13 protein-coding genes are annotated in these 13,575 nt (G+C 72.0%); 2 read left to right on the forward strand and 11 right to left on the reverse strand.

Translation table 11 applies throughout. The features are described from left to right. Positions 1-263 precede the first annotated feature (263 nt). Positions 264-1,550 carry a hemolysin family protein gene (locus Ari01nite_RS29325; RefSeq protein WP_203785446.1) on the forward strand — a complete coding sequence of 429 codons (1,287 nt, stop codon included), beginning with the start codon at positions 264-266 and terminating at the stop codon, positions 1,548-1,550. Here Ari01nite_RS29325 and Ari01nite_RS29330 read toward each other — a convergent pair. The 11 genes from Ari01nite_RS29330 to Ari01nite_RS29380 all read right to left on the reverse strand — a co-directional run bounded on the left by Ari01nite_RS29330 (position 1,498) and on the right by Ari01nite_RS29380 (position 12,330). Next, a complete protein-coding gene (locus tag Ari01nite_RS29330; RefSeq protein WP_203785447.1) occupies positions 1,498-2,547 on the reverse strand; it encodes a cation diffusion facilitator family transporter in 1,050 nt (349 codons plus the stop codon). The two genes, Ari01nite_RS29325 and Ari01nite_RS29330, sit on opposite strands and share 53 nt — an antisense overlap. Before the next feature lie 64 nt (positions 2,548-2,611). Continuing rightward, positions 2,612-4,426, reverse strand: coding sequence for a VanW family protein (locus Ari01nite_RS29335; protein ID WP_438872241.1), 1,815 nt, complete (start codon positions 4,424-4,426; stop codon positions 2,612-2,614). A 473-nt stretch (positions 4,427-4,899) separates the two neighbouring features. Further along, positions 4,900-5,790 (reverse strand): type II secretion system F family protein, encoded by an 891-nt coding sequence (locus Ari01nite_RS29340; RefSeq protein ID WP_203785448.1) that lies wholly within the window; start codon positions 5,788-5,790, stop codon positions 4,900-4,902. A 1-nt stretch (position 5,791) separates the two neighbouring features. Further along, on the reverse strand, positions 5,792-6,757 hold the full coding sequence (locus Ari01nite_RS29345; protein WP_203785449.1) for a type II secretion system F family protein: 966 nt from the start codon (positions 6,755-6,757) through the stop codon (positions 5,792-5,794). After that, a complete protein-coding gene (locus Ari01nite_RS29350) occupies positions 6,754-8,136 on the reverse strand; it encodes a TadA family conjugal transfer-associated ATPase (protein WP_203785450.1) in 1,383 nt (460 codons plus the stop codon). Before Ari01nite_RS29350 ends, Ari01nite_RS29345 begins: the two co-directional genes overlap by 4 nt. Continuing rightward, the gene (locus Ari01nite_RS29355) at positions 8,133-9,314 is read right to left on the reverse strand and encodes a CpaE/TadZ family protein (protein ID WP_203785451.1); all 1,182 of its coding nucleotides are present in this window, start codon (positions 9,312-9,314) and stop codon (positions 8,133-8,135) included. Before Ari01nite_RS29355 ends, Ari01nite_RS29350 begins: the two co-directional genes overlap by 4 nt. Further along, positions 9,311-10,099: an RcpC/CpaB family pilus assembly protein gene (locus tag Ari01nite_RS29360; protein ID WP_203785452.1), complete on the reverse strand. Its 789-nt coding sequence runs from the start codon at positions 10,097-10,099 to the stop codon at positions 9,311-9,313. Before Ari01nite_RS29360 ends, Ari01nite_RS29355 begins: the two co-directional genes overlap by 4 nt. 49 nt (positions 10,100-10,148) lie before the next feature. Continuing rightward, positions 10,149-10,517, reverse strand: coding sequence for a TadE/TadG family type IV pilus assembly protein (locus tag Ari01nite_RS29365; RefSeq protein ID WP_203785453.1), 369 nt, complete (start codon positions 10,515-10,517; stop codon positions 10,149-10,151). A 100-nt stretch (positions 10,518-10,617) separates the two neighbouring features. After that, the gene (locus Ari01nite_RS29370) at positions 10,618-10,797 is read right to left on the reverse strand and encodes a Flp family type IVb pilin (RefSeq protein WP_203785454.1); all 180 of its coding nucleotides are present in this window, start codon (positions 10,795-10,797) and stop codon (positions 10,618-10,620) included. A 110-nt stretch (positions 10,798-10,907) separates the two neighbouring features. Next, entirely contained in the window at positions 10,908-11,324 is a 417-nt protein-coding gene (locus Ari01nite_RS29375; RefSeq protein WP_203785455.1) for a response regulator, read from the reverse strand. An 85-nt stretch (positions 11,325-11,409) separates the two neighbouring features. Next, a complete protein-coding gene (locus Ari01nite_RS29380) occupies positions 11,410-12,330 on the reverse strand; it encodes a siderophore-interacting protein (RefSeq protein ID WP_203785456.1) in 921 nt (306 codons plus the stop codon). A 114-nt stretch (positions 12,331-12,444) separates the two neighbouring features. Here Ari01nite_RS29380 and Ari01nite_RS29385 point away from each other — a divergent pair, with 114 nt between their 5' ends. Further along, positions 12,445-13,572 (forward strand): glycoside hydrolase family 5 protein, encoded by a 1,128-nt coding sequence (locus Ari01nite_RS29385; RefSeq protein WP_203785457.1) that lies wholly within the window; start codon positions 12,445-12,447, stop codon positions 13,570-13,572. The last annotated feature ends 3 nt before the right edge of the window (positions 13,573-13,575 follow it).

The raw sequence follows: 13,575 nt of genomic DNA on the forward strand, positions 1-13,575 counted from the left end.
TTTTTAATCAAGCCCGCCGGCGAGGTGGTATTTGTCTTCGTCCGGGCAACCGATTCGTGTCTTCTGGTGCCGTGACATCGTGCTGAAGCCGGTCACAGTGGCGCCGCGATCGATGATCGACTCGACGGCGGCGCCGTGCGCCAGCGGCGCAGGCCAACGAGACAGGCCGACGGTGGCGCAGACAACGTGGCGGGGCTGGAATGGTTCCCAGCTTCGGTGGGTAACCTGCGATCTCAGCGTCGTGAAGGAGCGTGGTCGCCGCCGTGGGCGGTTATGGGTGGCAAGTTGTCCTTGTTTTTGTCCTTGTCCTGCTGAACGCGGCCTTCGCCGGCAGCGAGATGGCACTGATCTCGCTGCGCGACAGCCAGCTGCAGCGTCTGGAGCGGCGGTCCCGCACCGGGCGCACGCTGGCGCGGCTCGCGCGTGACCCGAACCGGTTCCTGGCCACCATTCAGATCGGCATCACGCTGGCCGGCTTTCTGGCGTCGGCGGCGGCCGCCACCTCGCTGGCGCAGCCGCTGATCGGGCCGCTCGGGTTCCTCGGCACCGCGGCCGAGCCGGTCGCCATTGTGCTGGTCACCATCGTTCTGACGTTCTTCACGCTGGTGCTGGGCGAGTTGGCGCCGAAGCGGATCGCCATGCAGCGGGCCGAGGGGTGGGCGCTCATGGTGGCGCGTCCCCTCGACTTCCTCGCCACCGTGTCGCGGCCGGTGGTCTGGCTCCTCGGCAAGACCTCCGACGGGGTGGTCCGGCTGGTCGGCGCCGACCCGAACGCGGCGCGTGAGGAGGTCACCACCGAGGAGATCCGGGACCTCGTCACGCAGCAGCAGGAGTTCACGCCGGAACAGCGCACCATCATCAGCGGTGCGTTCGAGATCGCGGACCGCGTCCTGCGGGAGATTCTGGTGCCGCGGCGGGACGTCGTGGTGGTGCCGGCCGAGACGCCGGCCCGGGAGGCGCTCGCGCGACTGGTTGCGGGCGGGCACTCGCGGGCGCCGGTGACCGGGCCGCTGGGGCTCGACGACGTGCTCGGTGTCGTGCACCTGCGCGACCTGATCAGCGCCGACGGGCCGGTCCGCGAGCACATGTTCGCCCCGCTGTTCCTGCCGGAGAGCCTCAAGGTGTCCGACGCGATGCGGCAGATGCGCGTACAACGTCAGCAGTTGGCTCTGGTGGTCGACGAACGTGGCGCCATCGACGGCATCGTCACCATGGAGGACCTGGTCGAGGAGGTCGTGGGCGAGATCTACGACGAGACCGACCGGGACGTGCAGGCGGTGATCCGCGAGGACGACGGCGCGATGCTGCTGCCGGGCACGTTCCCGGTGCACGACCTGCCGGACATCGGGGTCGACGTGGAGAAGCTGACCGACGGCGACTACACCACGATCGCGGGGCTGGTGCTGGCCCGGCTCGGCCACATCCCCGAGAAGCCGGGCGAGATCGTGGCGGTGGACGGGCACACGGCCGAGGTCACCGAGATCCAGGGCCGGGCCATCACCCAGGTGCGCCTGCGGCGTGCGGCTGAAGAGGAGCCGGCGGAGGACTGACGGCGGTCGCGGCCAGCCGGTCGCGGCGTTCGTGCGAGAGATGGGTGTGGTGGTCGCCGCCGGGATGGGTGCTCGGATCCACGTGCACGGTCGCCGTCGACAGGCGGGGGACACCGTGGGTGAGCTGGTGCTCGGCGTCGGCGGCGATCTCGTGGGCAGCCAGCAGCGTCAGGTCGGCGTCGACCACGATCGCGGCCTCGGCGTGCAGGCGGTGGCCGATCCAGCGCAGCCGCAGGCCGCCGACGTCGCGCACGCCGGGGACGTCGCGCAGAGTCTGTTCCGCCAGGTCGACCAGTTCGGGATCGACCCGGTCCATGAGGCGGCGGTACACCTCGCGGGCCGCGTCCTTGAGCACGAACGCGATCGCCACCGTGATCGCCAGGCCGACGACCGGGTCGGCCCAGCCCCAGCCCAGCCAGGCGCCGGCCGCGGCCAGCACCACGGCCAGTGAGGTGAAGCCGTCGGTGCGGGCGTGCAGGCCGTCCGCCACCAGCGCGGCCGAGCCGATCCGCCGGCCCACCGTGATGCGGTAGCGGGCCACGATCTCATTGCCGAGGAAGCCCACCACCCCGGCCGCGAACACCCACGGCAGGTGGGTCATCTCGCGCGGGTGGAGCAGGCGGTCGACCGCGAACCAGGCCGCGATGACCGCCGACGCGGCGATCACCAGCACGATGACGATGCCGGCGAGATCCTCGGCGCGGCCGAAGCCGTACGTGTATGCCCTGGTCGCCGCCCGCCTGCCGAGCCAGAACGCGATGCCCAGCGGCACCGCGGTCAGCGCGTCGGCGACGTTGTGCAGGGTGTCGCCGAGCAGCGCCACCGAGCCGGAGAACGCCACGATCGACGCCTGCGCCGCCGCGGTCGCGCCCAGCACGGCCAGCGAGATCCACAGGGCGCGCATGCCGTCCCGGGACGCCTCGAGCGCGGCGTCGACCTTGTCGGCGCTGTCGTGCGAGTGCGGGACCGCGAAATGGCGATGGTGGTGCTTGGACATGCCGTCAGGATATGCCCGGATCTAGGCATGCGACAATGCGGCAAGTGCCACTGACCTGCAAGAACTAATCTTCGCCACCGCAGATGTAGCGCGGCTCGGCCAGGTACTTCCAGGTGAACTTCTCGCGCTTGACGACCTTGCCGTCCTGGTGGAACAGGCGCCAGGCGTCCTGGGTGAAGCCGTTGATCCCGTCGGTGGCGATGCAGTCCGGGCCGGCCGGCAGCGTGATCGTCTGCGGTGAGGTGACGTTGCGGCGGGCGCTGCGTTCGGTGGTGACCTTCTCCCAGACCTTGGTGCTCCACACCGACACGGTGATCGTGCTGCTGGTGTACGAGGTGTCGAGCAGCACCCCGTGCGGCGAGTCGTTCTTGAACCTGAAGTCCAGGTCGGGGTAGAAGATCGTGGACTCGATCACCGACGGGTAGCGGTTGAAGTAGTACGAGTGCGGCTTGTGCTCGACGTCCTCGAGGCCGGCGTAATACGTCGCGTTGAACAGCGTGGTGGTGAACTGCGACGCGCCGCCGCCCACGCCCGGGGTGAGCTTGCCGTCCAGGATCACCGGGGCGTCCTTGTAGCCCTTCGCGTAGGTGCGCTCACCGGTGTGCCCGTTCAGCGAGAAGGTGGCGCCGGGCTGCACCACCGCGCCGTCCACCTGCTTGGCGATCTGCACGATGTTCTGGCTGCGCGGCGAGCTCAGGCCGCCCGGGAACTTGGTGGTGAAGGTCGAGACCTTCTCCTTGATGCCGAGTTGCCCCAGTTTCTCCGCCGTCATTTTCGGGGGTACGGTGCGGACGGTCGCAGCCACCGTGCGGCCGTCGCTCTGCCCCAGCACCGTGAGCAGTTGCGGGGCGAGCGCGGCCAGGTCGAGCGCCGACCCCTCGGCGCCGGCGGTGATGGCCGGCTTGCCGCCGGAGATGGTCATCCGGGCGTCCCTGGCCGTGGTCTCCAGCCTGGCCAAGGGCGAGGCGAGAGCCGTACGCAGCTTGGCGTGATCGAGACGCGGCTTGATCGCGCCGCTGTCGTCCGCGGTGAGGACCAGGCTGCGCGCCACGGCCTCCGGCGGGACGGTCAGCGTGCCGCGGTCGGAGGTGATCGTGACCGGGCTCGCCACGGCCGGCCGGGCCAGCGTGGTGAGCAGCTTGTCCACGTCCTCCTTGGTGCTGGCCGGGTGCACCTGCACGGTCGGCACGGTGATCGGCTGCCCGCCCAGCCAGCCGGCCCGGACGGCGTCGGCCGAGGCGGTGACGTCCAGGTCCTGCCCCGGTTCCGGATAGGTCGCCTTCGGTGTGGTGCCGGCGAACGTGATGGCCGGCTTGCGCATCGGCGCACCGAGCTTGCCGAAGGCCTTGCGCAGGGCGGCATCGAGCTTGGTGGCGTCGATCGAGGTGACCGGTTCGACGGTACGGCTGCCGAACAGCCGGACGCCACCGCGGGCCGCCGCCTCGACGGTCGCGTCCACGTCCACCCGCAGCCCGACGTCGGCCGGCTTGACCGTGCCGTCCTTGTCGCCGATGCGCACCTTGACCGGCGCGGCGAGTTCGGCGGCCCGGCCGTCGAGGTGCTGCTGCAGCGCGGCCCGGGCCTCGGCCCGGCTGTTGCCGCCGAGGTCGACCCCGAACACGGTGGTGCCCCGAGGCACGTCACCGTGGGTGGCGTAGGCGGCGGTGGCTCCGGCCCCGGTGACCAGGACCGCCGCCGTGCCCGCAACGATCAGCCGCCGGCCGCGCCACCGCCCCCGGCCCGGGGGAGTGGGGGCTGGCGACGGCGGAGGCGCCGATCCCGCCAAGGAAGGCGCCGATCCCGCCAAGGAGGGCGCCGCGGGCAAGGCCGTCGTGGGCTCCGGCCCACCGCCGGCATAAACCGGATTTGTCGGAAATATGCGCGGATGCGAGGGGGCGGTCTGCGCCGGAATGAGCGGTTTGGCGGCGGCGCGGGTCGCCGGCAGGACCTCGGTGGGCGGCTCGGCGGCCGCTGAGGCGAGCGTTGTCGGCCGCGTCCCGGCGAGCGGCTTGGCGGACGCGGAAGTAGGGGCCGCGGCGGTCGCCGGGGCCGGGAGGATCTCGGTGGGCGGGTCGGCCGGTGCGGTGCGGCCGGCGGATGGCTGGGCCGGGATGGTGGGGGACTGCGGTGCGGTCAGCACCACCGTGGGATCGTCGCCAGGCTGGCGGTCGTCGCTGGTGGCGGGCACCGCGTCTCCTTCGCTTTCGCGGCGGCGCGCGTGCGATCCGCGGCCGCCGATCTCCCGTGAGGTGCTGCATAGTACGGGTTCAAGCTGAAAGGAAGGTCACGCGGGGCCGAGTCGTAGAACCGCACCTGGGCCAGCCGGCCGGTCACCCACGGGTTGTCTATCTGCTAGCCGAAGCTGCTGATCAGGTTCAGCACGGCCGGGCCCAGCACCACCACGAAGATGACCGGGAACAGGCAGAACAGCACCGGGAACAGCAGCTTCACGGCGACCTTCTGCGCCTGTTCCTCGGCCCGCTGGCGGCGGCGCAGGCGCTGGTCGGCGGCGTGCTCGCGGAGGATGCCGGCCATCGAGATGCCCAGCTCGCCGGCCTGCACCAGGGCGGTCACCAGACGTTTGAGATCCCGTACGGTGCTCCGCTCGGCCAGCGCGCGCAGAGCCACCGACCGGGACACGCCGAGCTTCATCTCCTGCAGCATCCGGCGTACCTCGTCCGGCATCGGACCGCGCAGCATCTGCGCCACCTGGGCCAGTGCCGAGTCCAAGCCGAGGCCCGCCTCGACGCCGATCACCAGCGCGTCCAGCACGTCCGGCAGGGAGGCCTCCAGCGCCCGCTGGCGCTTCTCGCCGGCGTTGCGCACCAGGATGCCGGGCAGCAGCAGCCCGGCGAGGGCGCCGCCGGCCAGCCCGAGCAGGCCGAAGATCACGAAGCCGAGCAGGCTGAGCACGACGAGGCCGACCGCCCGGGCCCGGACCACCCGCTCGACCGGCCACCTCGGCGGGTTGCCGGCGTAGTCGAGCTGCGTGGTCAGCCGCTGCCGGGCCGCCGGCGGGGTGATCGTGTCGCCGAATCGCTGGGCCAGCCGGATGACGGCCGGCCGCAGCCGCCCGGTGGTGGTCTGCTGGGCGGCTGCGGCCCGCTGCCCGCCGAAATCGGCCAGGATGCGCAGCATGCGCTCGCGCTGGGTGGGTGGCAGCGCGACCGCGGTGGCGGCCAGCGACACCGCGGCCGCGGCACCGGTGGCCGCGACGGCCAGGGCGGTGGTGGCCGACGCCACGCTAGACGTCGATCCGCACGGAGGCGCGCAACCAGAGGACGCCGACCACCATGAGCAGCATGGCCACCACCGACATGGCGATGCCGGCCAGTTCGGTGTAGAGCGGCTTGACGTACTCGGGCCGCATCACGAACAGCGCCGAGCCGGTCACCAGCGGCAGGGCAGTCAGCACGTACGCCGAGATCCGGCCCTCGGCCGACAGCGTGCGCACGTGCCGGCGCAGCGCGGCCCGCTCGCGCATGGTCTCGGCGGTGGTCTGCATGACCTCGGCGAGGCTGCCGCCCACCTCCTTCTGCAGCCGCAGCGCCATCACCAGCCAGACCATCTCGGTGCTGCCGACCCGCTCGCCGACCCGTTCCAGGGCATCCTCGAACTCGCCGCTGATCCGGGTCTCGGACAGCGCCCGGCGCAGTTCCTCGGCCACCGGACCGGTGTCGTCGCGCACCGCCGCCTCGACCGACTGCTGGAGCGTGAAGCCGGAACGCAGCGAGCTGAGCATCAGGTGCAGGATGCCGGGCAGATCGTCGGCGAACCGCTGGCGGCGGCGCCGGATCCGGCCCTGGAGCACCGCGGTCGGCAGGTTGAAGCCGATCAGCAGGCCGACCGGCAGGCCCAGCCAGGCGGGCAGCAGCAGGGCGAGCAGCACCGCGCCGGCCACCGCGCCGGCGGCGCGCAGGGCCAGCCACTCGGCGGGCCGCGCCGAGTTCTCCAGCTGGTCGAGCAGCGGCTCGCTGCGGGCGGCGAACCGGGCCAGCGCCGGCACCTCGTCCACCGCCTGGCCCAGGGTCTCGCGGAACTGGTGGAACGGCGGGTCGGCCGGCTTGGGCTCGGTGGCCGTGAAGACTTTCAGCGAGGCCAGCCGGCGCTGCTCGATGGTGCGGCCGACCGTGCTGCCCAGCACCGCCCAGACCAGCAGGAAGACCGCCAGCACGGTCCCCGCCACGGCGACCGGGCCCCAGCCGCTCACCGCCGGCCACCACCGGTGAACAGGGCGGGCGGCAGCGTCACCCCGTACATCGCCAGGCTCTCGCCGAAGCGCGGCCGGATGCCGGTGGGGCGCAGCGCGGAGAGCTGGATCGGACCGGCGTCGCCGGCCACCTCGAAGAGGAACAGGTCCTGCAGGGTGATGGTGTCGCCCTCCATGCCGACCACCTCGGTGATGTGGGTGACCTTGCGGCCGCCGTCCTTGAACCGGGTGATCTGGATGATCAGGTCGACGGCCGAGGCGATCTGGTCGCGGATCGCCCGCATCGGCAGGTCCATGCCGGCCATCAGCACCATGGTCTCGAGCCGGGCCAGCGCGTCCCGCGGGGTGTTGGCGTGCAGCGTGGTCAGCGAGCCGTCGTGGCCGGTGTTCATGGCCTGGAGCATGTCCAGCGCGGCGCTGTCCCGGACCTCGCCCACCACGATCCGGTCGGGGCGCATCCGCAGCGCGTTGCGCACCAGGTCGCGGCTGGTCACCATGCCGCGGCCCTCGGAGTTGGGCGGGCGGGACTCGAGGCGTACCACGTGATCCTGGTTGAGCTGGAGCTCCGCGGCGTCCTCGATGGTCACGATGCGCTCGTCGGACGGCACGAAGCCGGACAGCACGTTGAGCACCGTGGTCTTGCCGGAGCCGGTGCCGCCGCTCACCACGATGTTGCGCCGGCCACGGACGCAGGCATCGAGGAACTCGGCGGCCGCGCGGCTCAGGGTGGCGTACGAGACCAGGTCGCCGACGGTCAGCGGGGTGGCCGAGAACTTCCGGATCGTCAGCGACGCGCCGTCCAGGGCGATCGGCGGCACGATCGCGTTGACCCGGCTCCCGTCCGGCAGCCGGGCGTCCACCATCGGGCTGGCCTCGTCGACCCGGCGGCCCACCCGGGCGCAGATCCGGTCGATGATCCGCCGCAGGTGCCCCTCGTCGTCGAACTCCACACTGGTGCGCTCGATCCGGCCGTACCGCTCGACATAGATGCTCTTCGGGCCGTTCGCCATCACCTCGGTGATCGACGGGTCGCGCAGCAGCGGCTCGATCGGCCCGTGCCCGAGGACCTCGTCGACGACCTCCTTGGTGATCCGGGCCCGGTCGGCGCCGGACAGCGGGGTCTCCTCGCGGGCCAGTAGGTCGTTGAGAACCTCGCGGACCCGGGCGGTGAGGTCCTCGTCCTGTGGCCGGTTGGTGTAGAGGGTGGGGCCCAGTTCGTCGGCGAGCCGCCGCTGGATACGCAGGCGTACGTCGTAGACCGGGTCGCTGACCTGCCGGCCGGAGGCCCGGTAGCGCTGAGTGGCGGCCGAGTCCCGGTATTCGACGACCTCCTCGGACGGGCGTTGTGGCTCGTAGCCGAGCCGGGAGGACAGGCTCATCGGGCAGCCCTTCCGGCGCGGGCGAACAGCCTGCGCTTGTGGGTCTGAGCGGTGTCGATGCCGGCGCAGCGGTCGGCGAGCCGGCTGACGGCCTGGCTGAACGGGTGCGCCGGCGAGGTCAGGTACAGCGGCTCGCCGCGGTTGACCGACACCGGCACCTCGCGACTGGACGGCACCCGTACGGCCGACGGCATGCCGATGGCCTCCTCCACGTCGGCCACGGTGAGACCCACTTCGCTGTCGGCCCGGTTGAAGACCAGCAGCCGGCGGTCGCGCGGGTAGTCGAGCATGTCGAACATCTCCACAGTGAGCCGGACCGTCTTGAGCGTGGGCAGGTCCGGCGTGACGATCGGCAGCAGCCAGTCGGAGATGTCGAGTGCCGCGAGCACCTGGTCGGTGACCAGGGCCGGGGTGTCCACCACGATGAAGTCGTAGATCGGGCGGGCCAGGTCGAGCAGTTCCACGATCAGTTCCCGGCGTACGTGCTCAGCCTGCGCCGGGCTGGACGGCGCGAGTAGGACGTCGATGCCGGGCCGGTAGCTGGTCACCACCGAGCGCAGGCCGGGTTCGTCGAGCCGGCCGGCCATCGCGATGGCGCCCGCGATGCTGCGGTCCGGCGGCAGTTTCAGCATGATCGCCACGTCGCCGAACTGGAGGTCGAGGTCGATCAGCAGGATCCGGCGGCTGCCGCCGGCGGCGAGCGCGGCGGCCAGGTTGACCGCGACCACGGTCCGGCCGCAGCCGCCCTTGCCGGCGAACACGGTGACCACCCGGCCGTACGGCGACTGCTCGGTGCTGCTGCGCAGGGTGGTGCTCAGCGCCTTGGACAGGTCGACCGAGCGGGACGAGGCGTTGCGCAGGCCGTCCCAGTCGGACTCCTCGACCACCTCGCGGACGCCGGCCCGCAGGCAGCTCAGCACGTCGTCGGGCCGCAGTTCCCTGCGCACCAGGACGACGCCGATGAGCGGCCGCTGGAGCCGCTGGTACGCGGTGAACATCAGCACCTCGGACAGGTCCACGGTGGCGCCGACGATCACCAGCAGGGTCTCCGGGTAGCGCGGCAGGTGCGCCTCCAACTCGGCCATGCTGTGCACGATCGCGCAGCCGATCGCCTGGAACTGCGGGCCGACCTGGGCCAGCCGGTCGCGGTCCGGCTCGAGGTAGACGTAGAGGCTCATGACGCCGGGCCGGCCTTCGACGGGGCCGGCGCCGGCGCGCTGACCAGGCCGAGGTGCAGGTATCCGTCGTTGTACCCGTTGATCAGCCTGGTGGCCTCGCTCTGGGTGACCGCGAGGGTGACCACGTACCGCAGCAGGATCTCGCCCCCGGCCGGGTCGGCGGGCAGCACGGTCGGCGCGACCTCGGCGCCGGTCGACGGTGCGACGCTGACCGCCGGGGTGGGCGACGCGACGGGTGCCCGCTCGCCGACGCTGATCACCCGGGCCCGGTCGATCACCACGTCGGTGGTCTGGCGCCGTCCGACGGTCTCCTGGCGCGGATACGTGTGGAAGACCTTGACGACGGCGCCGGGGTCGACGTTGCCGGCCACCTGCCGGCCGGTGCTCAGCTCGACGCTCACCGCGATCTTGCCGGCCGGCAGCGAGAACGTGGGCGCCGGGCTCGGCGCGGTGGGCGCGGCATCCTCGAACTGGCGGCGCAGCAGCATCTGGTCCGGGTGCAGTTCGGTGTTGAGCTCGAGTCCGTCGAGCCCGTTCTCCATCCGGACGAGCGCGCCGGACGGCACCGTGCGGGCCGGCATCAGCACCTGCCGGACGAGCTTGCGACTGCGGATCTCGGCGCCCGTGGTGCCGGCCGGAATGCGGGCCGTGGCCAGCAGCACCCAGGTGCCCTGCTGGCCTTCCAGGGCCCGCCGGTCCGCGCCGCGGCCGTACGCGACGACGGCGACCCCGCTGAGCCCGGCGAGAACCAGCGCCACCATCAGGATGAGGATTCGCCGGCGCATGCACCGATTCTGATAGCCCGAAAGGGTGAATGGGGCGTATACGGCTATATCAGCCTAGACACGCCATCACACCGGTGGCGGACAGCGTGATCGTGAAACTGCTGCCACCGAACAGTTGCATCACCGAGAAGATCGGGGTGGCGGCGCTGAACGTGCGCTGCGCCGTGACGGTCGCGTCGGCGCTCGCGGTGGAGGAGTTGGTGCAGACCGTGATGGCCGGATAGCTGAGCGCGGCACCCGCGCCGACCGTGCCGGCCACCTGTGCCTGCACATCGGCCGCGGTGCCGTTGAGGGCGCCCACCCGGGCGCCCTCGCGTACGGCTTCGGTCAACAGGATCTGCTGCTGCATCACCCGGCCGAAGTCGATCAGGCCGAAGACCAGCAGCAGCAGGAGCGGCAGCACGATCGCCATCTCCACGGCGGCCGCGCCCTGATCGCCCCGGGCCCGCCGGGAGGCGGTGCCGGGGCGAGCGGAAGGACGACAGCGCGGGAGCACCGGCGCGGCTACCGCCTTCCCATCAGAACTTCTTGGACAGGTTCGTGAAGACGTCGTTGATGTGACCGCCGAACAGGGTCACGCCGGCGATGATCACCACGGCGATCAGCGACACCAGCAGGCTGTACTCGACGGCAGTCGCGCCCTCGTCGTTCTTCGGGCGGCTGCGGAGGTACGCGGCGATCATGGTGAACATCTGCATCCTGGGCTCCCCTGGTTCGGTTCCGGCCGCTCGGTGCGACCTCCTCGCGCCGTTAGGGATCGGATCCGCCGGAGCCGTTGTTAGCCGCCCGGGTAGCAGTTCGGTTGGGGTCAAGGGGCGGCGGCGTTGCTGCTGTGCCGGGCCAGCACCGAGCGCAGGGTCCCGGCCAGGACGTCGGTGGTGAAGGGCTTGGCGATGAACGGCGCGCCGGCCTTGATGATGCCCTTCTTGATCGCGATGTCCTGGGGGATGCCGGAGATGTAGACGATCTCCATCTGCGGCCGCAGCGCACTCGCCGAGCGGGCCAACTCGCCGCCCGAGACGCCGGGCAGGCCGAGGTCGGTGAGCAGCACGTCGATGTTGCTGTCGAACACCCGGCAGGTGGTGATGGCGGAGACCGCGTCGTTGGCGGCCAGCACGTGGAAGCCGCGGATCTCGAGCATCTGCCCGGTCATCTCGCGCAGGTCCGGATCGTCCTCGACCAGGAGAACGACCGGGCCCTGGCTCGGCGCCGACGTGTTCCACATGGCCCTCTCCTCACCGCGGGTCCTTTTGACGCTAGCCACCGGAATGCGGCGAGGAAGGCGTTCGGTGGAATACCGCAGATAATTCTCAGTTTCCCTCGGCCCGGCCCAGCCGCCAGTAGCCCATGAACGCGACCGAGCCGCGGTCGACGCCGCACTCGGCGACCAGGTGCCGGCGCAGCGTCTTGATCACCGCGGCCTCGCCGGCCAGCCAGGCGTAGAACCGGCTCCGGTCGGTGACCGGCTCGGGCACCTCCCACAGCACGTCGTGGTCGACGTCCACGTCCTCGAGTGCGCCGTCCGGCGCGGGGGCCTGGTCGCCCAGGATGCGGCGCACCGCCGCGCGCAGGGCCGGGACCAGGCGCTCGCCGTGTGCCGCACCGCCGCGCGGCAGCCAGGTCACCCGGACGCCGGGCGGCGCGGTCACGTCCAGGATGTCGCCGGCCGCCGGAACCTCGAGCAGGGCCTCGCCGGTCGCGTCCGGTGGCAGGCAGGCGAGGATCGAGCAGATCGCCGGCACCGCGGTCTCGTCGCCGCCGAGCAGCAGGGTGTCGGTGTGCGCGGGCGGGTGGAAGTCGATGCCGCCGTGCGCGCCGTCGTGGTCGGCGTTCGGCCCGAGCAGGCAGGCGACCGAGCCGGGCCCGGCCTCGCTGGCCCAGCGCGACGCCGGGCCGTGCACCCCGTGCAGCACCATGTCGACGTCCACCTCGCGCAGGCCGGGGCGTACCGCCCGGACCGTGTACGTGCGGATCGGATTGCGCTGCTCCTCGGGCAGCCCGCGCCATGCGGTGTACCAGTCCGGCCCGGTCGGCAGGTGGGCGAGCCCGGCGCCGGGCAACGGCGGGATCAGCTTGATCCGCTGGTCGAAGCCGTTGTCGGCGAACCGGTCGAGATCGTCGCCGGTGAACGTGACCCGGACGAAGTTCGGGCTCAGTCGCTGGACCTGCCGCACTTCGGTGGTGAAGAACCGCCACGCCTGTGTCACCCGGACCTCCTCTGATTTAGGCATGCCTAACCTAACCGATGATCGCCTGGGCGGGTGATGCGGTCCCCGCCGGCGGCCGCCATCCTGGAGCCGAGCGAGTGGAGGGGGCCCGTTTTGTCGCGCTGGTTGCGCCTTGCCATGCCCGTCGTGCTGGTCACCGCGAGTGCCGGATGCCGCAGCGCACCGCCCGAGCCGGCGGGGCCACCGCCGCAACCGGTCACCGGTGTCCGGGTCGACGGCAACCGCCTGGTCGACCAGGCCGGGCGGACCGTGCGGCTGCGCGGCTTCAACCACGCCGGCGGCGAGTACACCTGCATCGAGGGTGACGGCCTCTTCGACACCGGTGACGAACGGGCACCGGACACCGCGGTGCTGGCGGCCATGCGCCGGTGGCGTGGCGCCAACGCGGTCCGGGTGCCGCTGAACGAGCAGTGCTGGCTGGGGCTGCCCGCGGCGCCGGCCGCGTTCGCCGGGGAGAAGTACCGGGCCGCGGTGCGCGACCTGGTGCGGCGGCTCAACGAGAACGGCTTCGTGGCGATCCTCGACCTGCACCGCAGCGCGCCCGGCAGCGGCGTCTCCAAGGAGCAGGAGCCGATGCCCGACCGCGACCACAGCCCGGAGTTCTGGCGCTCGGTGGCGGCCACGTTCCGCACCGGGGCGGTGGTTTTCGACCTGTTCAACGAGCCTTACCCGTACGCCGAGACGGACACCGAGCGGGCCTGGCGGTGCTGGCGGGACGGCGGCTGCACGCAGACCTCGGAGAACACCGGCGAGCCCTATGTGGCGGCCGGGATGAACGAACTGATCGCGGCGGTCCGCGGCACCGGCTCGACGGCCGTGGTGCTGGCCGGCGGCATCCACTGGGCCGAGGGGATGACCGGCTGGCTGAAGTACCGGCCCGAGGACCCGGCCGGGCAGCTGGCCGCGTCCTTCCACGCGTACTCGTTCAACGAGTACTGCGCCGACCTGCGCTGCTACGACCGCGACCTGGCGCCGATCGCGGCGCAGGTGCCGCTGGTGGCCGGCGAGGTCGGGCCCACCCTGACGGTCGGCTCGGCCGGCGTGGACGACCGCTGCCCGAGCACCGCGGTCCGGGCCGACGGCTGGGCGCCGCTGACCCTGGACTGGCTGGACCGGCACGGCGCCGGCTGGACCGCGTGGAGCTGGAACCCGTGGGGCGACTGCTGGTCGCTGGTGCGGAACTGGGACGGCGAGCCGACGCCCCGCTGGGGTGCGGAGGTGAAGCGCCGGCTCGCCGCGACCTGATGC

Origin of the sequence: Paractinoplanes rishiriensis, assembly GCF_016862375.1 — a bacterium.
Taxonomy (GTDB): Bacteria; Actinomycetota; Actinomycetes; order Mycobacteriales; family Micromonosporaceae; genus Actinoplanes; species Actinoplanes rishiriensis.

What these genes read in the sequence shown, in the direction of transcription:
- Ari01nite_RS29375 (WP_203785455.1), bottom strand. Translation starts at nt 11,324, where the DNA reads ATGTGGAACACGTCGGCGCCGAGCCAGGGCCCGGTCGTTCTCCTGGTC.
- Ari01nite_RS29330 (WP_203785447.1), bottom strand. Translation starts at nt 2,547, where the DNA reads ATGTCCAAGCACCACCATCGCCATTTCGCGGTCCCGCACTCGCACGAC.
- Ari01nite_RS29355 (WP_203785451.1), bottom strand. Translation starts at nt 9,314, where the DNA reads ATGAGCCTCTACGTCTACCTCGAGCCGGACCGCGACCGGCTGGCCCAG.
- Ari01nite_RS29350 (WP_203785450.1), bottom strand. Translation starts at nt 8,136, where the DNA reads ATGAGCCTGTCCTCCCGGCTCGGCTACGAGCCACAACGCCCGTCCGAG.
- Ari01nite_RS29370 (WP_203785454.1), bottom strand. Translation starts at nt 10,797, where the DNA reads ATGCAGATGTTCACCATGATCGCCGCGTACCTCCGCAGCCGCCCGAAG.
- Ari01nite_RS29380 (WP_203785456.1), bottom strand. Translation starts at nt 12,330, where the DNA reads ATGCCTAAATCAGAGGAGGTCCGGGTGACACAGGCGTGGCGGTTCTTC.
- Ari01nite_RS29385 (WP_203785457.1), top strand. Translation starts at nt 12,445, where the DNA reads ATGCCCGTCGTGCTGGTCACCGCGAGTGCCGGATGCCGCAGCGCACCG.
- Ari01nite_RS29360 (WP_203785452.1), bottom strand. Translation starts at nt 10,099, where the DNA reads ATGCGCCGGCGAATCCTCATCCTGATGGTGGCGCTGGTTCTCGCCGGG.